The following is a 22,088-nucleotide window of genomic DNA, read 5'->3' as shown; positions in this document are numbered from 1 at the left end:
ATATGGAAGAGAAGAAGCTTAAACTATTCGGTGAGGATGTAAAATTATTCGGTGATGATATAAAAGTAATAGAAGAAAAGTTCAATTTTGACTATCGTGTATGGAAAGAAAATTACTATAATGAAAAAAAGACAATAGTCGAGGAATCCGAAAAAGATAAAATTTATCGTATACTAACGAAAACACCATTTGAAGAAAACGCAAAAGACATCTATGAATATTTGTGTTGGATTAAAACTAATAAAGTATCAACTTCTGCAGAATTGAATAAAAGCTGGTTGGAAGAAAGAAAGAAAGAATTAGGAGTTGCAAATGCACTATTGATATTTTTCACAAATGACAAGGTTTCGTTAAAAGGACAGAACTACGAGAAAGAGTTGAATTCCGAATTACAAGATATACTGAAAGAAGCCACATTAAAAATATATAAGGAACTTGATTTAGACTGTACAGAACTAACCTATGAAGAAGGGAAAGATATACTGGAAAATGAACATTCTAAATTTGTAGAAAACTTCAAAAATGATTATTGGGAAGCACTTGAATTCGAAGATTTATCACCCGAAGAAAAGGCTGGTAGATGGGATGCAAGCTATACCGATTGTGATATGATTTATTGCTTCATTGAAGACCTATGTGTAGAAAGAGAGATTACCAAACAACAGATATTATCGGTTATATCAAATTTAGAAGAACAAATAAAAGAAGGAACTCGCAAAGGAAGACCAAAAAAAAACACACAGCTATTACATGCCATCAAAGCATTTATGCAACATCACAAATACAAACCTAACAACAATATGTACCGCATCATCGGTGAATGTTTGTGTGTAATGAAATTTATAGATGAAGATGTCATAAAGGGCTGGGAAGATAAAGTAAACAAAAAGGAAGCAGGGCAATATTTCTACCCTTTGGTATCCTACGTTAAACAGATGTATCTAAAAGTAAGAGCAAAAGCATTATAATCTACAATATTACCCTCTTTCTATTTTAGAGTATAGACACCCACACTATCAAGCATATTTATTTCAAAATTTAGAAATGAATATGCTTATTTTTTCACCTATTGAGTTCCAAAAAAAAAGGAAGAATCCTTATTACTTTCCAATACCTTTGCATCAGAAAAATAGACCAAAGATAGATATGTTTCTATTCGGGAAGTCTAAATAAAATAATGCAAATGAATGTATCAACACAACAAGCAGCCTCAACAATGGCAATGGTAGTACTTCCTCAATCAGTGTGGGAAGGTATGAAGTCAGACATCCAAGATATGAAGGAATTACTGATTAAAAGAAACAAGGAAGAAGCTGGCAGTGAATGGATAGAATCAGTTGAGGCTCGTAAAATGCTGGGAGTATCCCCAAAGACTTGGCAAACCTACAGAGATAGAAGAGTCATTCCGTTTGCACAAATAGGGCGAAAAATACTGGTAAAAAAAGCTGATTTAGATGCTTTTATGCGGGAACACTACATTTCAACAGAAAAGTAAGGAGGTGGATATGATTAGTAATGAAATGATAAAGGCTTCATATCAGGAAGCAACCTATCAAAGGAAAGCAGGCACATCATCAAGTTATTACTGGCAGACTGGCAGCAGAATCCTTCCTAATCGGGCTTCTATCACAAAAGAGAAAGAAGTTGCAAAGGTAGCAAAGAAGGGCAGGAATTTACTACACCCAGTAATCGGGCAGTACCTTTCTCAATTTACCCGAAAAGAAGAATCCCCATTAAAATTAAATAAACCCTTCCAAGTACGCACTCAAATATGGCTGGATGAAGACTACCCACAATTTATCGGATACGGAACAGCTGGAATAAGTGATGCAACTGGACGAATTACGGATAAAAGTGATACTGGTGATTTGTTAGTGTTCTATTCAGATGATACGGACTGGGAAAACATCAGGATATTTTTCTTTGCTGGTATGGGAAGAACCCCTGATGCAAGAGATGCAGCTATGAGATATGCAAGTAAGTTAATCTATAATGTTGAATGAATCTGAAAGAAGGGGATACACTTCCCCAGTGTACCCCCTTCGGTGGATATAAATGATTAGTGATGATAGACTATATCAGTACTACCACATCATTTGATGGCAAAGATAATATATTTCTCGCACACTTGCAAGAAGATGCTGCCTACAAATCAGGGTGGATGAAATATACACTTCAAGGATGTGAAAGATTAGCTGTATGGATTAATCACTCTTTGCAGTTGATGAGGCTGGAAGGCAGTATTTCCTATTACTGGCAAGGTAATAACTTCAGCTTTGACAGAAGGCAATTTGTCGAGGCTATAAACCATATAAAAGGACTACTTCATATTGATTTATGGAAAGCAACCATCAATGCCTTTGAGTACGGTGTTATCATACAAGTACAAATGAAGCCTAAAGAGTATATAAAACACCATTATTCAGAACCAAAAGAAAAACTGGATTTGAATGAAAAACCAAAAGACAAAGGAAACTTTAGATGGTGGAGTGATAAAAATGTAAAACTAAAGATGTATGATGCTGGACGCAATATAGAGATGAAACAAGGTAACCACCGCAAAGACATCATCAGGCAAGCAGGCTGGGAAGATGCTGGAGAATACCTAAAATGGGAAGCACACTACATCAAACCCGAATCACTCAACAAAGGGAAAGGGCTTCAGCTCTATCAACTGGTGAACCCTGACTGGGATAGCACCTTCAAAGAAGACCTATATTTACAATATAAAAGACTTATTCCTATGAAAGGTATAATTACACCACAAGACAAAAAAGACCTTACCACAGCCGATATTCTTTTGCTTACGATGGTAGAGGAATCTATTAATGAAGGAAGAACTAAAGAGGAATTGAAAAAGATTCTTTATGCAAAAATCAATGCTATTCCTGAAGACGTACTGACTAAATCAGATAAAGACTTCAGAAAAGCACAGATAAGAAAGTTACTATCTAACATTAGGGAATCCCCTGAAAGTATGTACGACTTATCAGACAAAATTCAGAATGCGCTGGAAGTCGAAAAATAGCCTACCCCTTTTATTGTAGTTAAAAAGCATAAGTATTCTTATGCTGATAATGTTCAGATATTACTAATAAAAAATAAAGAAATGAACAATAATAAACAAAAAACAGCAGATTCAACACCTTCAAAGGAAAATACCTTTAGAAGTGGCTTAACACCTATTCAAGAGAAAGCAGCCATTATGCTTGCAAATGGTGATAGTGTTACATTAGTAGCTGAATCTTTAAATATAAACAGAACTACGATTTATCAATGGCAGCAAAAAGTTACATTTCAATGTTTCTTCAATATTCAGAAGATAGAAGTCACACAGAATCTTCAGAATGGTTTGGCTGCACTCTATCAGGATGCTATCAAAGCAGTCAAAGATGTGCTAAATTCAGAAAATGAAGCTATGAGATTGAAGGCTGCAATGGTGGTCATATCTAAAGTAGAAAATACTTCCATAGGAGAAACTGATGCTAAAGAGATATTCAAGCAGCAAGCTACAGAAACTAAATATCCATTTATTAGTGAGGATTTTCAAAAACCCGAAGAAGTACTTGATAAAAAACAATATCATCAACTTCTAAAGGAAAATGGACTGGAAGATTAAATAAGAAACAAAGGTTTCCTATAATAATAGGGAATCTTTTTTATTGCTTCATAATAAAAGGAAATATATAGCCTCAACATTAATATAAAAGCAATATTTTTGGAAATGTTCCTGCAATGTTCCTGCAAAAAGAAAGGAAGTAACCATATCTTACTGATATTCAGTTACTTCCCTTTCTTATATCGTACCCAGACCCGGGCTCGAACCGGGATGGATTGCTCCACTGGTGTTTGAGACCAGCGCGTCTACCTATTCCGCCATCTGGGCTTGGCTTGTTGTTTAAGAACAACGAGTGCAAAGGTAGATAGATTTTCTGAATGTGGCAAATTTTTAAGTAATTATTTCAAGACAAGGGTGTTATAAATTAGAGTTTAGGGTATTTAACATTGAAAGACTTGGTAGAATAAGATATAAAAGGTATCTTTGGAGAAAAGACATAAACAGGTTAGCTTAAACAGATTATGACTACGACACAAACTAACTATTGTGTGATACTAGCTGGAGGAAAGGGTCGTCGCCTATGGCCAAGCAGTCGGGACAATTATCCTAAGCAATTTATTGATTTCTTCGGAGTGGGTCGCACACAGCTTCAACAGACCTTTGACCGATTCTCTCAGATTCTCCCTAAAGAGAACATATACGTCAATACCAGTCGCGACTACCTTGACATTGTACGTAAGCAACTCCCAGAAGTACCGCTCGACCACATCATGGCCGAACCAATCCACCGCAATACGGCACCAAGTGTAGCATGGGCTGTACATCGCATATCGATGTTTGATCCACGTGCAAACCTCATTGTATCTCCTTCCGATCAGAGTATTATCAACGAAGAAGCATTCCTCCGAGATATCACCGAAGGCTTATTATTCGTAGAGGAGAATAATGCTCTCCTCACCATGGGAGTAAGCCCAACACGCCCAGAACCTGGTTACGGCTATATTCAGAAAGGCGTGTATACAGGACAGAACGATATATATAAGGTGCAAGCCTTCACTGAGAAACCCGACAGAGAGTTTGCCCAACTATTCATGACGACTAAGGAGTGGTATTGGAATACGGGCTTGTTTCTATCCAATCTGAACCATCTTTGGCAATGTATCTCCAACTTTCTTCCATCGATTCTACATAATGAGGAGCAAACGAGAAAGATAATGAGTATCGAAGAAGAAGACGCCTTCATGCAAGAGAACTTCTCACTCTATCCGAACATTTCATTAGACTATGGTGTACTTGAGAAGTCGAATAATGTCTATGTAAAAAAGTGTCATTTCGGGTGGGCTGACATAGGCACCTGGCATGGAATCTACGAAGCAATGAGTAAGGGGGAAGGTGATAATGTCATCATAGACTCGGATGTCATCTTGGAAAACTCCGCCAACAATGTTATCAAACTACCGAAAGATAGGCTCGCTGTCATCAATGGGCTTGATGGTTACATAGTAGCCGAAAAAGATAACGTACTGTTCATCTGCAAGAAAGAAGACTCCTCCGCACTCGTAAGAAAATATGTCAATGAAGTTCAGATGATGAAAGGGAAAGACTATATATAGCCCCACCCTATCCCCCAACTTGCCCATCTCTTATCTGTAAACAGCCCTTTATAACAAGGAAAAACGAGGACATATACCTTATTATATATGCCCTCGTTTGTTTTATCTATTTAATCCGTAAGCTCGAATTAATCTAATTCCTGGAATGCTTTAAATATCTTTGCGGCAATCTCCTGCTGCTCATCAGCCTCAACCTTAACATGGTGCTTAAAGTCAACATCAGCCTCATTATTCATTGGCAATAGGTGAATATGAGCGTGATTCACCTCTAGTCCCAACACAACCTGTGCCACCTTCTTACAAGGAAAGACCGACTTAATAGCACGAGCCACCTTCTTTGCGAATACTTCAAAGGCTGCCAAATCCTCGTCACTCATATCGAAGATGTAGTCAATCTCCTTACGCGGAATCACCAAGGTATGCCCCTTTGTTACAGGATCAATATCTAAGAAAGCATAGAACTGGTCGTTCTCTGCACATTTATAACTAGGAATCTCGCCTGCTGCAATCTTACTAAATATCGTCATACGAACCCTCCTTAAAGATTAAGCCTCTATCGAAATCTTATCAATACGCAACTTGATAGTACCGCGAGGAATCGTTATCTCAACCTCATCCCCCACCTTCTTATTCAGCAATCCCTGTGCAATTGGAGTCTTGATAGATATCTTATTTTGCTTCAAATTAGCTTCCGTTTCACTCACAATAGTGTATTTCATCTTAGCCTTAGTCTTAACGTTTGTCATCTCAACTGTGGACATGATCTGCACAGCCTCAGTGCTCAAACGTGACACATCAACGATCTTTGCCTGCGCAACTGTCATCTTCATCTCTGCAATACGAGCCTCCAAGTGGCGCTGAGCCTCCTTTGCTGCATCGTATTCAGAGTTCTCACTCAAGTCACCCTTATCAGCAGCTTCAGCAATAGCAGCCGATGCCTTTGGGCGTTCAACAGACTCTAAATACTGCAAATCAGCTACGAGTTTATCGTAACCTTCCTGTGACATATAAGCCATAATATCTCTTTTTAATAATTAATACGTTTTTCAACGAACATAAAAAACACAGAATTCCAACATAACTTACCCATGCTGGAATCCCATATCCTTAAATGCTCTAATCTTTCTATTTGATTGCAAAGATAGCTCTTAAATGTGAGATGACAAAGTTTTAGAGGTTAAAAATTCTTTTAAAGGATTTTTTCTATCTTGCTGTTAACCAATGACTACTATCAATCTAACATGTTTGCGGTGTATAAAAGAGGGCTTTTGTGTCAAATCGAAGATATATAATAAATTTTACTTGATATAAGTCAATAAATCAAGAAAAGTACAAAAAAGACATCAAAAAACTTGCAAATATAAAGAATACTACCTATCTTTGCATCGTGTTTTTCATAGTATTAGATTTAAGGTTAACAAAGGTTGGACTACAGCGGTAGTCCTTTTTTTATGCTCTTAAGTCTCATCTCTATTCCAAAACGCCAATTTTAATACCACAACCAGCCTCCACAAAAGGGAGAAGTGCCTAACGGAAACTAAACAAGAGAGCGTCTCTGATAATTCAAAATTCATAATCCAAGATTCAAAATTGGGATCTGGTAAAGTTAACGAGGGGATGAGTTGACAAGTAAACAAGTTGTTAGTTCTGTGGGATAGAGTGTCACAAGTAGGGACAGACGCCCTCGTCTGTCCGCAAAACAGATGAATCCTTATTAATTAATTAGGGTATGTGGGCGGACAGACGAGGGTGTCTGTCCCTACATTATAGAACCTCGTCCAATTAAGGGAAATAATGGGTAAAAGCAAAGAGAGCCTCTCTTCACATCAAAGAGGGCGTTTCCTTGATGCGAAGAGGGCGTTTCTTCATATTGAAGAAACGCCCTCTTTATATTCTCTCATTATCTTCCTCCATTAGAACCAGATACCACAAGTAAGAACAGATACACTCGTCTGTCTTACTTTGTACCTCCATTTCGATAAGAATAAACTCATCCTAACTGGCTTCGTTAGGCACACCTCGCCTTTCGAAGGGATAGGGGGAGGCTTCCAACTTATCTATTCCTAACGATATTCAAGAAGTACTCATGCACGCGAGTGTCAGTATCTAATTCAGGGTGGAAAGCTGTCACCAGCTGATTTTCTTGTCGTGCGGCTACGATTCGATTATCCACCTTTGCTAATACTTCCACAGCCTCCGTAACTTCTTTAATATAAGGGGCACGAATAAAGGTCATCGGTATCTTACCTTCAATCCCTTCAAACGTCGCCTCCACATGGAAGCTACCTAATTGTCTGCCATAGGCATTTCGTGCCGTTGCTATCTGCATTGTGCCCAACCGGGGAGGGGCAGGAGCAGATGTACTATTCCCTTCCACGTCACGAGAAAGGAGTATCAAGCCCGCACAAGTGCCAAAGACTGGTAGCCCATGCTCGATCTCCTCACGAATAGGCGACAATAATCCTAACTCGTCCAAGAGCTTTCCTTGCGTCGTACTCTCGCCTCCTGGGATAATCAAAGCATCTTTCTCCTGTAACCAATCCTGCTTTTGACGCACTTCAAAGCAGTCTACTCCTAACTTGCGGAGTATCATCTCATGTTCAAGGAACGCCCCTTGCAGAGCGAGAACAGCTATTCTCATTGTCCACGTTCAGCCATGAGCACCTCTATCTCATGCTCGTTGATACCCACCATAGCCTCACCTAAGTCTTCAGACAACGCTGCCAAAGCCTTCGGATCATTATAGTTTGTAACGGCTTTCACTATGGCTGCGGCACGCTTAGCAGGGTCTCCACTCTTAAAGATACCCGATCCCACGAATACACCTTCAGCACCCAGTTGCATCATCAAAGCGGCATCAGCAGGTGTTGCCACACCACCAGCAGCGAAGTTAACCACTGGTAGTTTGCCATGCTCATGCACGTATTCCACCAAGTCATAAGGCACCTGCAACTGCTTAGCAGCCTCATACAACTCATCCTCACGCTTGCTTACCAGTTCACGAATTTGGCTCTGCATCAGTCTCATGTGACTCACAGCTTGCACCACATCACCCGTTCCAGGCTCCCCTTTCGTTCGAATCATTGTAGCGCCTTCAGCGATTCGGCGCAATGCTTCTCCTAGGTTACGAGCACCGCAGACAAACGGTACATCAAACTGGTTCTTATCGATATGATAGATGTTATCAGCAGGTGACAACACCTCACTCTCATCGATATAATCAATCTCAATTGCTTGCAGGATCTGAGCTTCAGCAATGTGTCCAATGCGGCACTTAGCCATCACAGGAATAGTAACTGCTTGCTGAATACCCTTGATCATCTTAGGGTCACTCATACGTGAAACACCACCTGCTGCACGAATGTCAGCGGGTATTCGCTCTAAAGCCATTACTGCACAAGCACCCGCAGCTTCGGCTATTCGCGCCTGTTCAGGTGTAGTTACATCCATGATAACACCGCCCTTTAACATCTGAGCGAGATTACGATTTAATTCTTGTCTATTAGTCATATTGATTTGATATTAATGTTTTCTCCATTCTGTCGGAGCCTGTCCCATCTGCTTCTTAAAGAACTTTGAGAACTGAGCTTGCGAACTAAAGCCAAAGTCATAGGCTATTTCTTGGATAGTTGATTGCGTTGTACGCAACTGACAGGACAATGCCTCTGCCAGCGTGTGATCGATGATACTCTTCGGCGACTTGCCTGATATGCGATGAGCCACTTGTGAGAGATAACGTGGCGAAACGTTCAGGCAGTCTGCATAAAAGGCTACATCACGGTTCGTTCGATAGTGCTTCTGTACTGCTTCTAAGAACTCGTTGTACAGCTGACTACTGCGTCCACTTAGGTCGCTCTTGCGTGCAACGAGTGTTCGGATGTATTCCTTTGCATGCTTTATAGCATCTTCCATCGTTTCATCTTGGCTTAGATAAACCGCAAGAGCTGATGAGAAACTATTTGAAAGACCATGCTGTAACACTTCATCCAGCACTAATGAGCGTACACCTTGCTTATTAGCACTTAGCGAAGCTGTCGTTTCAGAATCCTGTAATGAGGTACAATTAAAAATTCGTTCGGCATCACTTTCACGCAGAATAACCATAGAACAAAGGGGCAATAAGCGATGGCGAATCTGCATAATAACGTCATCTGTCATCAGTCGGTCACCATTGCTTGCCGTCACAATGGGGTCATAAATAATGTGATGAGGTCTATATTTCGATAGAGCTTCTACAATAACAGCAAGCGTCTCGGTCGTTCTTATCATTCCAATCTTTACCGTATCGGGCTGCATATCGTTGATGATTGCTTCAATCTGCCCCTTTACGATGTCAGCAGGAAGATCATAGAAAGCCTGAATGCCCACGGTATTCTGCACCGTAATTGACGTGACAGCAGACACGGCATAACCACCCAATGCGGCTATTGTTCTGATGTCTGCTTGTACACCAGAGCCTCCCGTACTATCCGAACCCGTTATTGTGAGTATTGCTTTCAATGGTCCACTAATTATATTCTGACTACAAAGTAAAGAGAAAATATCCGTTCCTGCAAGACTTGTTCCTATATTGACAAGAAAAACTAAAGTTATGACCTCTTCTGTTACTAACACCTATTACTATTGTAACGCAGCAATTGCATGAATGGGAAGCAATATAACAACTATTAAAGAGGTAATGGTTATCAGCAACAAAGCATAATACCTATAAGTAGGTATTGTGACATTAACTAAAAGCAACTAAATTTGTGCTTAGTTTACAAACTAAATACAATAATGAATAAAATCTTGATGTTTTTGGTTGCTTTGATGTGCTCGCTCGCATCTATGGCACAAGGAACCGATGCAATGTTATTCGGTGACGTAAAAGCAAAAGAGGGTGGACAACACCTTCCACATGCAACAATTAAAGTGAAAGGTACAAACCTTAAGACCCAATGTGATGGTACAGGGCACTTCAAGCTAAGTAACCTACCGCTCGGAAAACAAACTATCATCGCCACACTGGATGGTTATCAACCACAGGAAAAAGAGGTGGAAATGATGGCAAATAAGGGTGTTGGAGTTTATTTCGAGCTTGAGAAAGATCCATTGGAACTTAGTCAAGTGGTGGTAACAGGTACTCGCACGAGTCATTTTATCAAGGATGTGCCTATCAGAACAGAGGTGCTTACATCGCAGGCTCTCACGAAGAAGAACGCTCAAAACCTCTATGAAGCTCTGGAAGGTGTACCGGGAATACGCGTAGAACAGCAGTGTCAGTTCTGTAACTTCTCTGAAGTACGCATGCAGGGACTGGGTGCAGAGCACACGCAAGTGCTGATTGACGGCGAACCAGTGTACTCTGGACTTGCTGGAGTGTATGGACTTCAGCAGATGGGAACGAATGATATTGACCGACTTGAGGTTGTGAAGGGTGCAGGCTCTGCCCTCTATGGAAGTAGTGCAGTAGCTGGTGCCATCAACATCATCTCTAAGGAGCCAACGTTCGAACCAACTGTTAATGGTGACGTGCAGTTCGGCAATTATGGCTACAAGGGTTATAAAGGCTCTGGTTCTATGCGTTACAACAACATTGGTATCAGCGTCTTTGCACAGAGAGCGGAGATGGATGCTATCGACGAAACGCAAGACGGACTTACTCGTAAGGAGGTGAAGCATAAGGATGGAGTTTCTGATCGCGTAAACGAAACGATGAATAACCTTGGTTTCAACCTCTACTTCTATCAGCCATTCACAAAGAATGATAAACTCATATTGCGTGGTAAGGCTATAGACGAGCATCGATTCGGTGGAGTTATGACCAATAATCAATACTTAAACCCCTATACTGACCAGACTGAGGACATCCGCACGAATCGTCTCTCTGCCGACATGACTTACAATCTGCCCATTGGTGCGCACTCAGAGTTAAACCTTGCGGCTGCATACGTCTATCACAAGCGTCATGCAACGAATGACACTTTCCTCCACGACTACATGGATTCGCACAAAGATCCAGCACATCCAGATGAAGATGGAGCTACTCCTCCAGTAGAGATGATGCGCCCTTACATTGCTAAGGAGCACACTGTGACACCTTCGCTCACCTTTACTTCTATTCTCAAGAACCACACCTTACTCGCAGGCGTGCAGGCTTACTTCACTCGTCTACGGGAGACTGGACTCTATGTTATCTCTGCTGAGGACGAAAAAGCAAGTCCTTATTATGGCGTACCATACACCTCTATCGGTAAGAAGCACGCTAACGAGGTTGGTTTCTTTATACAGGATGAATGGAACGTAACACCTAAGTTGACCGTTGTTCCTGGTATTCGCCTCGACTCTCACAGCTCTGGTGAAGAGTATGCTACCAGTGTGAAGGTATCAGATAGCGCTTTCCCATCAACGAAGTTCAGCAAGACTACCATCAACCCACGCCTTGCCGTGAAGTATGAAGTCACCCCATCGCTCATCCTCCGTGCAAATATTGGAACTGGATTCCGCGCTCCTTACGGCTTCTCGGAGGATCTCCACCTATGCAGTGGTTCGCCACGTGTATGGAAATCGTCTAACTTGAAGGGCGAACGCGCCATCAGTTATAACCTTTCGGCAGACTATTATAGCAAGCGGTATCAGTTCAGTATAAACCTGTTCCGCACCAACCTAAAGGATAAGATACAATTCTCTCCTGCCGACGATGAGGTTAAGAAGTTTGGATACTCCTATCAGTGGGAGAATGTAGACGACGCTTATGTACAAGGAATAGAGCTTGGTGCTAAGGCAAGTATCGCTCGTAACCTCACAGCAGGCGTCAACTGGACATTCAATCAAGGTAAGTTTAAGCACGAGCGTGCTGAATGGTCTGACCCAAATGACGAGTCAGTAAAGGAGTTCCCACAGCGATTGAAATACGCAAAAGAGAGTCGTTACATCTCTCGCTTCCCTGGTATGACAGGCGACTTCGATATCGACTACACTCCTGGCACATGGACTTTCTCTCTCACAAGTTCGTTACAAGGCAGTATGTACATCGACTATAACTCTGAAGATGCAGGTCAGAACTCTAAGATCAAGAAGACATCTACGTTCATGCTATTCAACTGTCGCGCATCAAAACGCTTCGGAATGTGTACCGTCTATGCAGGTGCTAAGAACATCTTTAGCTATATCCAAGACGAGAAACACACGGATGATGCCGCCTTCATGTACGCTCCAGTCTATGGTGCAACATGGTATGTCGGTCTCAGTGTGAAGCTATAACTCTCTGATCATTTATATAGTAAGAGCCGTATTGTCTGGTTGACAATACGGCTCTTTTTTTCGCTATTACATACGTGTAATATCCATCAAGACATTCCTCTTTATGGGAGTAAACTAACTAATTCAAGCCTTGAGACTGTGTGTTTCAGAGCCTGAGACTGTGTGTTTCAGAGCCTGAGACTGTATGTTTCAGAGCCTGAGACTGTGTGTTTCAGAGCTTGAGACTGTGTGTTTCAGAGCTTGAGACTGTGTGTTTCAGAGCCTGGGACTGTGTGTTTCAGAGCCTGAGACTGTGTGTTTCAGAGCCTGGGACTGTGTGTTTCAGAGCCTGAGACTGTGTGTTTCAGAGCCTGGGACTGTGTGTTTCAGAGCCTGAGACTGTGTGTTTCAGAGCCTGGGACTGTGTGTTTCAGAGCCTGAGACTCTATATCTCAAAACCTGAAACAATAAGTGTCATGGTTTGAATCCAATTTGAATAGGTGCATAAAAAGACATAAGACGCATGAGAAAGGAAACAAGGAAGAAAGAATGCGGAAACGTATTAGACAAAGAGCGCGAACAGGATTCAAAAGGATTTAAATAAGAATAGCTCCCCCTCCGAACGGAGAAGGAGCGTTTAATGAGTATGCCTTGCATTAATGCGTTGCCCGATAATAGGGTGAAGCGGCGAAAGCACTCGTCACTTTCGTGTTTACAGAAGGGTCGGAAATGGTGATACCAGAGTAGGTGTTGATGGGATAAACTGTACCACTAGAACTGGTAACAGCCGAGAAATAGGATGGTGTATGTCGTTTGTAAGGGACAAGCAGATTGAGCTGATTGCGAAATTGAGATAGAAGGATAGGCTCGTTAACTGTCCTCTTCTCAACATAATCTCCCATATCGAAGAAGATAGAGGGATTGTATCCATCCATCTGCTGAATACTAGTGGGTGGTACCAAGACAAGATTACTTGACTGGTTGATTTGTCGCATGATATTCACCATCCCATCCGCTTGAGAACAATCAATGACACTGATTGTTCCGTATGGATCAGTGTAGGTGCTATAGAAGTTATAGAACTCGTCTACAACGTTCTGATAGTTTGGATTAGACTTAGAAAGCTCATTCCATAGCTGCTCATAAGGCATGCCATGCGCCATAATCTCCGTTGGGCAACCAATAAGATAATGTGCACTATGTCGCAACTCGTAGGCTACCTCAATCGTTGACATATAACAATCATCAAATAGGATGTACTGCATTTTGCCGATACCTGATTGTGAAATGCCTCGATCCAAGATGGAAAGGTCGGTCTTATAGGTATCACCACCAAACCAGCGGGTCAACGGAACAGATTCTACATCACGCCGTCTTCTGTGCAAGGTGTTCGAGAAGCTGCTGCGTGTTCCGGCATAGGACGGAAGCCAACCCATACCATGACAGCCCACTATCATTGAGTAATTGCGTGCTGGTGCGTATGCTTTCACACGGGTGAGAAGACTACTTATCCAGCGAGATGTATTCAGTTGCTGGTTGGGCTGCGTGTTATCAAACTTCGCCAATGTATCATCGACACACTGACCACTTTGATACTTTACATTGATCAATGCGCCCTTCTCTGGGGCTTCGGATATAAACACAACCAATCGTTTATTGCCTAATCCGCCCTCGTTCACTATGGCTTGCTTCATGTCCTGCAGGTTGCCTTGGAAGAAGTTATACAGACTTCCAGGGCTGCCAGACCATGGCATATAAACGATGATGGTATTCTCTACCTCATTAGTACCGCTACCATCTGGTAGAGGGTCATCAGTACAAGAAGCCAACACAAAGAGTGTTATCAGCTGTAAGAAAAAGATGAGTCTCTTCATTTTGTCATTATTAAAACTCAAAATAGATAATCTTTATCCGTAAGGGTATGCGTTTTCAGCAACGCTGTGAACCCTTTCCTTTTATAAAGGGAAAGCCTTGCAACATCACAAGAGATGTGGTAAGGCTTTCCATAGTCGTATTGAGAATAAGTCGAATGAACTACTTTACAATAATCAAAGAGTAGTTCTTCTTACCTTTCTGGACGAGAAGATACTTCCCATCAATGAGGTCTTCGGCTGTTACTGGCTGATCGAAAGCCGCGAGCTTCTCCTTATTCAAGGATACACCACCGCCCTTCACGAGCTTGCGCATCTCACTCTTACTAGGGAAGATCTGCATACCTTCCTGGTTGAAGACATCAACTGCTGGCTGCCCCAGAACGTCCTTTGACACCTCATAGTGTGGTACATCCTTAAAGACATCAGCGAAGGTCTGCTCATCTAACTGCAATAGATTCTCCTTCGTACTCTTACCGAATAAGATATTAGAAGCGGCGATCGCCATATCAAGATCCTCTTGCGAGTGAACCATACGGGTAACTTCTTCAGCTAAGCGACGCTGCAATGTGCGACGACCTGGGTCTTGGCGGTGCTCTTCAATAAGCCCCTCAATGACATCTTTCTCTAATGATGTGAAGATCTTAATGTACTTCTCAGCATCATCATCGCTCACATTCAACCAGAACTGATAGAATGCGTATGGCGTTGTGCGGTTACGATCGAGCCAGATGTTACCACTCTCTGTTTTACCAAACTTCTTTCCGTCAGCCTTAGTAATTAGTGGACAAGTAAGGCAATAAGCCTCAGCCTCGCTACCAAGAGTACGACGAATAAGCTCGGTACCAGTGGTCATATTGCCCCATTGGTCATTACCACCAAGCTGCAACTTAACACCGAATTTCTCATATTGATATAAGAAGTCGTACCCCTGCAAGAGCTGATAAGTAAACTCCGTAAAGCTTAGTCCATCACGAGCCTCACCATTGAGACGCTTCTGAACACTGTCTTTAGCCATCATATAGTTGACAGTGATATGCTTACCCACTACACGAGCAAAGTCCAAGAAGGTGAAGTCCTTCATCCAATCATAGTTATTCACCATCTCTGCCTTATTGGCTTCGTTGCCATCAAAGTCTAGGAACTTACTAACCTGCTTCTTGATAGCCTCTTGGTTATGATATAGAGTTTCAGCATCGAGGAGATTACGCTCCTGGCTTTTACCTGACGGATCACCAATCATGCCCGTAGCACCTCCTACGAGTAGATAAGGCTTGTGTCCACAACGCTGCAAATGGCGTAGCATCATGATACCACACAGGTGTCCAATATGCAATGAGTCTGCAGTTGGGTCTGTACCTAAGTATGCTGAGACCATCTCTTTCTGGAGTAATTCCTCTGTACCTGGCATTATTTGAGCCAGCATACCACGCCAACGGAGTTCTTCAACAAAGTTCTTCATCTATGTTCTTTATTTATGAGAATGATAGGAGTTATTGCGTTCTTGGATATAAGCCAACGCTTCAAAGTCCTTATCCTATATTGATATTCTATTAATAATTACGTATCGACAACCTTATTATTATATCTTGGCTGCACTCTTTCTTACGGCACTGGATCATATCCGCTGCCGCCCCAAGGGTTGCACCTTAGTATTCGCCATATTGCAAGAGCAAGTCCTTTGAAGGGTCCATGCTTCATTATTGCTTGTCTGGCATACTCTGAACAGGTGGGGGTAAAGCGACAGGACGGGGGCGTGAAAGGTGAGATAAACTGGCGATAGAACAATATCGGGAGTATTAACAACCATGACAAGCCATGCGAAAGGAGGTGCAAAAACTTCATTATAGAGTTCTTGCTCTGCCTTGTTTGCTGTAACTGCTCGTCTTCTTGTCCTTTCATTAGATACGTTCTCCTATTCGATGAAGTAAGTTCTCCACCTTTTCTTCAACAGTAACAGAGCTTGTCAATTCATTAGAGAGCCAAATAAAAGCTATGAGTAATCGCTTATCAGCCATCTCCGCCATACGTGGGAAGAGCAACTGCTTATGCTTCCGATAAGCCTCACGCACCTGCCGCTTCACTCGATTACGCTTCACGGCACGTTTAAAATGCTTCTTGGGAACACTGACCAATATCTGCACATCTGCTCGAGAAGAAGCTTTCTCCATCTGCAATTCACCATTCGTCGCATCCGTTCGATCAATCAGTCTATACACAGCCTTCAATGGGAAAGATGTCATAGCATGGCTACCACCTGTACCAAAGAGCGTATTGATGAGCTTTCTACTGCACAACCGCTCCTCTTTCTTCAGTCCTTCTCCTTGCTTTGCCATACTACTCTGTTACGTATATCGGCACCTTTCCCATTTAAGACATGAGGAAAGAGCCGTATATTACTTACTCTTCTTTTGCTTCTCCAAGTAGTCTCTCAACGCACCAGTCATAGAGGTGTGCTGCGTAGAAGGAGCCTGCAAATCTAACTTCAAGCCCTGTGCTTCCACCTCTTTAGCCGTTGCCGGACCGAAAGCAGCAACTTTAACGTCTCCTTGCTTGAAGTCGGGTATATTCTCTTTAAGTGCCTTTACACCTGTAGGACTAAAGAAGATGAGCATGTCATAATCGAAGTTCTTCACCTCTTCGTCCGTCAGTCCGTTGCTGACCGTACGATACATTACACACTCCTTATGCTTTAGTTTATTTGCATCTAACAATGCCGAGATAGAGTCATTGTGTACAGAACTTTGCGGAACGAGGTACTTCTCGCCCTTATGCTTCAGCATTGTCGGAATCAAACTATCAATCTTTCCAGTGGTTCCGAAGAACACCTTACGCTTACGATACTGTACATACTTCTGGATATAGAGTGCGATTGTCTCGATAACACAGAAGTACTTCATATCTTCTGGTATGGTGATACGCATTTCCTTGGCTAGATTAAAGAAGTTATCTACGGCATGTCTTGATGTAAAGACTACTGCGGTATAATCTAACAGATTAATCTTCTGCTGACGGAACTCCTTCGCTGTGAGTCCTTCTACCTTAAAGAAAGGTCTGAAAACTAACTCCACTCCCAAATCAGAAGCTATGTCGTAATAAGGTGACTTATCGCTTGATGGCTTTGGTTGTGAGACCAAGATCTTATTTATCATCGTGTCCTAAAAGTTTATAATCAAATAGTTATCTGTAATTACCAATATACCCCATAATACCATCATCGGCATTAGTTCTAGCGCACAAAAGTACAAAATTATTTGCAGACTGACAGCTCTTCTCTTGAAAAAGATGGCATAACCCTTATAAAGAGTAAGCATTTTAACGAATAAAACAACAATTAGTGCATAAACGAATGCTGCTTGTAACGACAAGGAGAAATATATCTGCAACAACACTAAAGGGAACAACAACACGCCCTCAAGGGATGAGAGAAAGAGCCAAGTACGCCCCCACTGTCCATTACTTTTACTATCGAAGAACACCCAGTTAACGAGTTTGTAAAGCAGATTCTTTATAAGGAAATAACCCATAAAGATGCCAAAGAAGCATCCTATCACGCTTAATTGAGACTCTGACTCGAGCCCTCCACGACCGCTCCCATGCGCAAAGAAATAATAGAGAATACTAAGGAGTAGCGACGTCTGAACTATCAAGAAAATCTGAAACCGAACCTCGTATGCAGTCTCCGTGACCACTTCTTTTCTCCTCGCAACATGGAAGAAACTCTTAATCTGCTTTTCAATGAAGTTGCGAGAGACTGCGAATGCAATCATCGCCATCACAAAACAACCAAGAAGTAGGGCTGTCACCGTATTGTCATTGCTAACAGCATAGGGCGAAGGAACGCCTTGCACACCATCAGCATGCGCATTCCCTCGTCCCAGTTTGAAGTATTTATTACCTTTAAAGTAACCCTCTTCTGCAAAATGAATATCCGTCAGCTGAAACGTTTTCTGCTTCTTTGGGCACAATAAACCCAGCGAGTCAGCCTCTTGACTCACCTTAGCCACAGTATCAGTCTTCGCTTTCTTCGTTGCTTCCAAAGTCGACTTCAACAGCAAAGAAGGACGAGTTATAGAATCAGTTGTCGGCATCTGTCACTTTAAAGTCCGAACGTTTTCTTGATTTCTTCTATACGATCTAGCTTCTCCCAAGTGAAGAGTTCCACCTCAATCGACTTACTTTCATGGTAGCGACTGGTGAATGTCTTCGTTACAATCTCGTTCTTTCTGCCCATGTGTCCATAAGCTGCTGTCTCCAAGAACATCGGTTGGCGGAGCTTTAATAGGCGTTCGATAGCCTTTGGACGAAGATCGAATAGGTGCTTAATCTGCTCTGCTATCTCGGCATCCGAAGCCTTTACGTGTGAACGACCATAAGTATTTACGTACACACTAACAGGTTCTGCAACGCCAATAGCGTATGCCAACTGTACGAGCATCTCATCGCTAACACCTGCAGCAACCATGTTCTTTGCAATATAACGGGCTGCATAAGCGGCAGAACGATCCACTTTACTAGAGTCCTTACCCGAGAATGCACCTCCACCATGGGCTCCCTTGCCACCGTAAGTATCAACGATAATCTTACGACCAGTCAATCCGGTGTCTCCATGAGGACCACCGATAACGAACTTACCAGTAGGGTTTACCAAATACTTGATACCATCATTGAACAGAGCCAACACCTTTTCAGACTTGATTTGAGCCTTTACACGCGGCATAAGAACCTCCAATACATCCTTACGAATCTGCTCTACCATCGCTTTATCAGCCTTCAACTGCGCTTCCTTACTGTCATCAGTAGGTTGAATGAAGTCGTCGTGCTGTGTAGAAACAACTATCGTATCAATACGTTGAGGAATGTTATCATCGTTATACTCCACCGTTACTTGGCTTTTAGAGTCTGGTCTAAGGTAGAGCATGTGCTTCCCTTCCTTACGAATATCGGCTAAAGTGCGCATAATTAGGTGTGCCAAATCAAGCGTAACAGGCATGTAATTATCGGTTTCATTGCATGCGTAACCGAACATCATACCCTGATCTCCAGCCCCCTGATTGTCATCGTCACCATTATCTACACCACGATTGATATCGTCACTCTGCTCATGAATGGCGGAGAGAATACCACAACTGTTACCATCAAACTGGTATTCAGCCTTTGTGTAACCAATATTATTGATTGTCTTACGGGCGATTGCCTGCAAATCAACATATTCTTTTGAACGCACCTCACCCATGATAACAACCTGACCAGTGGTATTGAATGTCTCAATAGCACAACGAGCGTGCTCGTCATAAGCCAAGAATTGATCAAGCAAAGCGTCACTTATCTGGTCAGCAACCTTATCTGGATGTCCCTCAGATACCGACTCTGAAGAAAATAAATATGCCATATCTTTACCTTATATATTATTATCTTGTTAATTACCTATCATTACATTAGGGGCACAAAGTTACTGCAAATTGGGCGGATAACAAAATAAGGGCTTAATATTTATACATTATTATAGTGGTAGAAAAGCCCCTCCCCTCCCTTACTAACGCCAAATCCTAATGCTTCCAGACTATAAAAGCAGGGACAGACGTCCTCGTCTGCCTGCCCGCATCTGGTTGTTTTTCGGACAGACGAGGGCGTCTGTCCCTACTTTGAGAGACCTCATCCATCTGACGAAAGCACCTTTTTCATTTGAAGAGGGCGTTTCCTTGCTATGAAGAGGGCGTTTCTTCACATCGAAGAAACGCCCTCTTTGTATACAGATAGCGCCGTTCACTCCTCTCTCCAATCGGAAAGAGAATGAGGTGGGGCACCTTTTCCTTATCCTAACTGGTCTTTTAAGATCTCAACCATACGCTTCTGATGCTCTAACATATCCTTATAAACCCATTCTTGCCCCGATGGGCATATCCCTTCATGAGCATTATCTTTACACTTCTGCATCATTATCATGAGTTTCAAAGATGCCACACTCACTTGAGAGATCTTACCAGAAGCATCCAAGTAATAATCTAACTTCGACTTAGGAGACCTATTCGAACCAGAAGAGTTTATATCGCTTCCTATCATCGCATAGTTTCCGAAGCAATTAATCTCATACTCCGTGATCTGCTCATTCACGTTAGCTTGTGGAAAGAAGTGCTCTAACGAACGTCGTGTTCGTGAAAAATAGAACTGTTCGAACACGGTTAGTCCAAAGTCAGAACAGCCCAGTTTCTTAAAGAACTCTCGCCTTTCCCTATCACTTTCCTTCAGTTTCTTACCAGATAGTTTATTGGCATACATACTCCATAAGAGATAATCCATATAATTGAAAACAAACAATGGTATGCCCTTTGAAGCCTCTTTGCCATTACCGTAAATACCATCAAAATCAAGGGACGTACATCTTATGTTAAGGTCAAACTGCCCACCTTTCAACACCGTACCATCGAATGCACCAGGCATAGGAGTATTGATATTGTTCAGATTCCCAGAGTTTGCATAGACATCAAAGAAGTACTTATCCGCTAAAGCCGATAGGAAATCAACATAACGATTGAGGTCTGTATCATTGAAAAGATGGTACAAACAATAGAATAGATAGTTCTTTCGCTGGCGTGGAGTAAATGATACTTCAAACATGGAAAGAAGCTGTACTAATCTTGCTTGTAAGTGTCCATCAGATGAGAGATTCTTAGTGTTATACGAGCTACTCTCGCATTGGTACACCTCCAACTGCCATGGATTACTCTCTTGCGTATCGTCTTCGTAAGAGTGATGAACCACGTAATTATCCAAGAAATAACGTGCTTTTAAGAGATTAAAAGCAAACACCTTCGCAAAAGCTCGGTCTGGTTTAGCCTCATCAAAGGCATTAATTAGTTCCTTATCATCCAATATGAACTTATCCAAGTCGAAGTTTGTTCGATTCATCAACGTTATCTTCAACACGATAAGGAGGAAATTGGGAAAGTCAATGATAGGCTGAAACATCCCTGTACTCTTCACCTTCTTTTGTCGTCTCTCGGTTGCTTTTATACCCTTGATAAAGTCATCCAAGCTATAAGAATCCTCACTTCCACCAACAACTGGTAAGTCTTTAAAAGACTTAATACTCGGTGAGAAGATGCGGAGAGAATCCACAAAGACATTCGCTGCTTGCATATATCTCGATTGCACATAGACATTCATTTCGCTACACGCCTGCCATATCTCAGCAAAGACATTACGCTCATCTTCATCCAAGAGTGCTATGAGTTTCGACTTGACAATCTCATGTTTCTCCAGTTGTTCTCCACGTGAATTCATTACCTCGAAATAGTGATTTAGGTTCACATCTCGTGGCACTCTATAATGGATGATATGCACTTGTGCGAGCAAATACTTAGTAAAGTTCTCCTTATTCTCTGTACCAACAATCTCATTGATAGCATTCTCTATCACCTTAAAACCACGTAGAATACCTAAGTCTGGATTATCTTTCTCTTGTATAGGAAGTTTATTAATTGTATCGTTAGAACGCTTCCTTGAACGATAAGTTAACTTACTTTTTACTTCGCAATCAAGGCTCTTTAAGATCAGATAAAGTGTCGTTAAACGCTGCTGACCATCGATTACCTCATACCGATTATCACCTCTGTCGTAAGTGACAAGTGTTCCAATAAAATAAGTTCCTTTCGACTGACAATAAGCATCCCACACGTCATTGACCAATGCAGTTATCTCTTCGTTCTCCCACGCATAATTACGTTGATAGATTGGAATCTCGTATTTCGTGTTTCCCTCTTGATTAAATAAGTCTTGTATAGAAAGCTCTTCTAAGGGAAAGTTCTGATGTGTGTTCATAAT

20 protein-coding genes and 1 tRNA gene are annotated in these 22,088 nt (G+C 41.9%); 7 read left to right on the top strand and 14 right to left on the bottom strand.

Annotated elements, in window-relative coordinates:
• Positions 1-2: 2 nt before the first annotated feature.
• From D464_RS0111335 to D464_RS0111315, 5 genes are all read left to right on the top strand, one after another.
• Complete coding sequence (locus D464_RS0111335; RefSeq protein WP_154649607.1) at positions 3-968, top strand: hypothetical protein; 966 nt, start codon at positions 3-5, stop codon at positions 966-968.
• Between the two features lie 215 nt (positions 969-1,183).
• Entirely contained in the window at positions 1,184-1,495 is a 312-nt protein-coding gene (locus D464_RS0111330; RefSeq protein ID WP_232527427.1) for a helix-turn-helix domain-containing protein, read from the top strand.
• Between the two features lie 10 nt (positions 1,496-1,505).
• Positions 1,506-2,003, top strand: a complete 498-nt coding sequence (locus D464_RS0111325) for a hypothetical protein (protein ID WP_018911474.1) — start codon at positions 1,506-1,508, stop codon at positions 2,001-2,003.
• Between the two features lie 62 nt (positions 2,004-2,065).
• Positions 2,066-3,028: a hypothetical protein gene (locus tag D464_RS0111320; protein ID WP_018911473.1), complete on the top strand. Its 963-nt coding sequence runs from the start codon at positions 2,066-2,068 to the stop codon at positions 3,026-3,028.
• Positions 3,029-3,109: 81 nt separating this feature from the next.
• The gene (locus D464_RS0111315) at positions 3,110-3,619 is read left to right on the top strand and encodes a phBC6A51 family helix-turn-helix protein (RefSeq protein ID WP_018911472.1); all 510 of its coding nucleotides are present in this window, start codon (positions 3,110-3,112) and stop codon (positions 3,617-3,619) included.
• Between the two features lie 185 nt (positions 3,620-3,804).
• On the opposite strand, the gene D464_RS0111310 is transcribed toward D464_RS0111315, so the two are convergent.
• A tRNA-Leu gene (locus tag D464_RS0111310) sits at positions 3,805-3,886 on the bottom strand.
• A gap of 194 nt (positions 3,887-4,080) precedes the next feature.
• Between D464_RS0111310 and D464_RS0111305 the strand changes: the two genes are divergently transcribed.
• The gene (locus D464_RS0111305) at positions 4,081-5,172 is read left to right on the top strand and encodes a mannose-1-phosphate guanylyltransferase (protein WP_018911471.1); all 1,092 of its coding nucleotides are present in this window, start codon (positions 4,081-4,083) and stop codon (positions 5,170-5,172) included.
• Between the two features lie 128 nt (positions 5,173-5,300).
• Here D464_RS0111305 and D464_RS0111300 read toward each other — a convergent pair whose 3' ends face one another.
• The 5 genes from D464_RS0111300 to D464_RS0111280 form a co-directional block, all read right to left on the bottom strand.
• Complete coding sequence (locus D464_RS0111300; RefSeq protein WP_018911470.1) at positions 5,301-5,699, bottom strand: HIT family protein; 399 nt, start codon at positions 5,697-5,699, stop codon at positions 5,301-5,303.
• An 18-nt stretch (positions 5,700-5,717) separates the two neighbouring features.
• The gene (greA, locus tag D464_RS0111295; protein WP_004384519.1) at positions 5,718-6,188 is read right to left on the bottom strand and encodes a transcription elongation factor GreA; all 471 of its coding nucleotides are present in this window, start codon (positions 6,186-6,188) and stop codon (positions 5,718-5,720) included.
• Positions 6,189-7,225: 1,037 nt separating this feature from the next.
• On the bottom strand, positions 7,226-7,813 hold the full coding sequence (pdxT, locus tag D464_RS0111290; protein ID WP_018911469.1) for a pyridoxal 5'-phosphate synthase glutaminase subunit PdxT: 588 nt from the start codon (positions 7,811-7,813) through the stop codon (positions 7,226-7,228).
• Positions 7,810-8,682, bottom strand: coding sequence for a pyridoxal 5'-phosphate synthase lyase subunit PdxS (gene pdxS / locus D464_RS0111285; protein ID WP_004384516.1), 873 nt, complete (start codon positions 8,680-8,682; stop codon positions 7,810-7,812). The genes pdxT and pdxS overlap by 4 nt, the downstream gene beginning before the upstream one ends.
• Positions 8,683-8,694: 12 nt before the next feature.
• Entirely contained in the window at positions 8,695-9,672 is a 978-nt protein-coding gene (locus D464_RS0111280) for a hydroxymethylpyrimidine/phosphomethylpyrimidine kinase (RefSeq protein ID WP_018911468.1), read from the bottom strand.
• Between the two features lie 276 nt (positions 9,673-9,948).
• On the opposite strand from D464_RS0111280, the gene D464_RS0111275 reads away from it, so the two are divergent.
• Positions 9,949-12,414 (top strand): TonB-dependent receptor, encoded by a 2,466-nt coding sequence (locus tag D464_RS0111275; protein WP_018911467.1) that lies wholly within the window; start codon positions 9,949-9,951, stop codon positions 12,412-12,414.
• A 635-nt stretch (positions 12,415-13,049) separates the two neighbouring features.
• Here D464_RS0111275 and D464_RS0111265 read toward each other — a convergent pair.
• The 8 genes from D464_RS0111265 to D464_RS0111230 form a co-directional block, all read right to left on the bottom strand.
• Positions 13,050-14,267, bottom strand: coding sequence for a clostripain-related cysteine peptidase (locus D464_RS0111265; protein ID WP_018911466.1), 1,218 nt, complete (start codon positions 14,265-14,267; stop codon positions 13,050-13,052).
• Positions 14,268-14,427: 160 nt separating this feature from the next.
• Positions 14,428-15,726 carry a tyrosine--tRNA ligase gene (gene tyrS, locus D464_RS0111260; protein ID WP_018911465.1) on the bottom strand — a complete coding sequence of 433 codons (1,299 nt, stop codon included), beginning with the start codon at positions 15,724-15,726 and terminating at the stop codon, positions 14,428-14,430.
• 143 nt (positions 15,727-15,869) lie between these two features.
• Entirely contained in the window at positions 15,870-16,109 is a 240-nt protein-coding gene (yidD, locus tag D464_RS13490; RefSeq protein WP_202898872.1) for a membrane protein insertion efficiency factor YidD, read from the bottom strand.
• Positions 16,110-16,165: 56 nt separating this feature from the next.
• On the bottom strand, positions 16,166-16,600 hold the full coding sequence (gene rnpA, locus D464_RS0111250) for a ribonuclease P protein component (protein WP_018911463.1): 435 nt from the start codon (positions 16,598-16,600) through the stop codon (positions 16,166-16,168).
• Between the two features lie 60 nt (positions 16,601-16,660).
• Positions 16,661-17,416: a uroporphyrinogen-III synthase gene (locus tag D464_RS0111245; RefSeq protein ID WP_018911462.1), complete on the bottom strand. Its 756-nt coding sequence runs from the start codon at positions 17,414-17,416 to the stop codon at positions 16,661-16,663.
• A gap of 6 nt (positions 17,417-17,422) precedes the next feature.
• The gene (locus D464_RS0111240) at positions 17,423-18,355 is read right to left on the bottom strand and encodes a DUF4271 domain-containing protein (protein ID WP_018911461.1); all 933 of its coding nucleotides are present in this window, start codon (positions 18,353-18,355) and stop codon (positions 17,423-17,425) included.
• A gap of 8 nt (positions 18,356-18,363) precedes the next feature.
• Positions 18,364-19,656, bottom strand: a complete 1,293-nt coding sequence (metK, locus tag D464_RS0111235; RefSeq protein ID WP_018911460.1) for a methionine adenosyltransferase — start codon at positions 19,654-19,656, stop codon at positions 18,364-18,366.
• A gap of 422 nt (positions 19,657-20,078) precedes the next feature.
• Positions 20,079-22,085 carry a GmrSD restriction endonuclease domain-containing protein gene (locus tag D464_RS0111230; protein WP_018911459.1) on the bottom strand — a complete coding sequence of 669 codons (2,007 nt, stop codon included), beginning with the start codon at positions 22,083-22,085 and terminating at the stop codon, positions 20,079-20,081.
• Positions 22,086-22,088: the final 3 nt, after the last annotated feature.

The sequence above is a fragment of the Prevotella veroralis DSM 19559 = JCM 6290 genome, from assembly GCF_000377625.1.
In the GTDB taxonomy this organism is placed as follows: Bacteria; Bacteroidota; Bacteroidia; order Bacteroidales; family Bacteroidaceae; genus Prevotella; species Prevotella veroralis.
This window is presented reverse-complemented; position numbering and strand designations above follow the sequence as displayed.

What these genes read in the sequence shown, in the direction of transcription:
- pdxT (WP_018911469.1), bottom strand. Translation starts at nt 7,813, where the DNA reads ATGAGAATAGCTGTTCTCGCTCTGCAAGGGGCGTTCCTTGAACATGAG.
- D464_RS0111335 (WP_154649607.1), top strand. Translation starts at nt 3, where the DNA reads ATGGAAGAGAAGAAGCTTAAACTATTCGGTGAGGATGTAAAATTATTC.
- pdxS (WP_004384516.1), bottom strand. Translation starts at nt 8,682, where the DNA reads ATGACTAATAGACAAGAATTAAATCGTAATCTCGCTCAGATGTTAAAG.
- tyrS (WP_018911465.1), bottom strand. Translation starts at nt 15,726, where the DNA reads ATGAAGAACTTTGTTGAAGAACTCCGTTGGCGTGGTATGCTGGCTCAA.
- metK (WP_018911460.1), bottom strand. Translation starts at nt 19,656, where the DNA reads ATGGCATATTTATTTTCTTCAGAGTCGGTATCTGAGGGACATCCAGAT.
- D464_RS0111320 (WP_018911473.1), top strand. Translation starts at nt 2,066, where the DNA reads ATGATAGACTATATCAGTACTACCACATCATTTGATGGCAAAGATAAT.
- D464_RS0111300 (WP_018911470.1), bottom strand. Translation starts at nt 5,699, where the DNA reads ATGACGATATTTAGTAAGATTGCAGCAGGCGAGATTCCTAGTTATAAA.
- D464_RS0111230 (WP_018911459.1), bottom strand. Translation starts at nt 22,085, where the DNA reads ATGAACACACATCAGAACTTTCCCTTAGAAGAGCTTTCTATACAAGAC.
- rnpA (WP_018911463.1), bottom strand. Translation starts at nt 16,600, where the DNA reads ATGGCAAAGCAAGGAGAAGGACTGAAGAAAGAGGAGCGGTTGTGCAGT.
- D464_RS0111315 (WP_018911472.1), top strand. Translation starts at nt 3,110, where the DNA reads ATGAACAATAATAAACAAAAAACAGCAGATTCAACACCTTCAAAGGAA.
- yidD (WP_202898872.1), bottom strand. Translation starts at nt 16,109, where the DNA reads ATGAAGTTTTTGCACCTCCTTTCGCATGGCTTGTCATGGTTGTTAATA.
- D464_RS0111325 (WP_018911474.1), top strand. Translation starts at nt 1,506, where the DNA reads ATGATTAGTAATGAAATGATAAAGGCTTCATATCAGGAAGCAACCTAT.
- D464_RS0111240 (WP_018911461.1), bottom strand. Translation starts at nt 18,355, where the DNA reads ATGCCGACAACTGATTCTATAACTCGTCCTTCTTTGCTGTTGAAGTCG.
- greA (WP_004384519.1), bottom strand. Translation starts at nt 6,188, where the DNA reads ATGGCTTATATGTCACAGGAAGGTTACGATAAACTCGTAGCTGATTTG.
- D464_RS0111305 (WP_018911471.1), top strand. Translation starts at nt 4,081, where the DNA reads ATGACTACGACACAAACTAACTATTGTGTGATACTAGCTGGAGGAAAG.
- D464_RS0111275 (WP_018911467.1), top strand. Translation starts at nt 9,949, where the DNA reads ATGAATAAAATCTTGATGTTTTTGGTTGCTTTGATGTGCTCGCTCGCA.
- D464_RS0111330 (WP_232527427.1), top strand. Translation starts at nt 1,184, where the DNA reads ATGAATGTATCAACACAACAAGCAGCCTCAACAATGGCAATGGTAGTA.
- D464_RS0111265 (WP_018911466.1), bottom strand. Translation starts at nt 14,267, where the DNA reads ATGAAGAGACTCATCTTTTTCTTACAGCTGATAACACTCTTTGTGTTG.
- D464_RS0111245 (WP_018911462.1), bottom strand. Translation starts at nt 17,416, where the DNA reads ATGATAAATAAGATCTTGGTCTCACAACCAAAGCCATCAAGCGATAAG.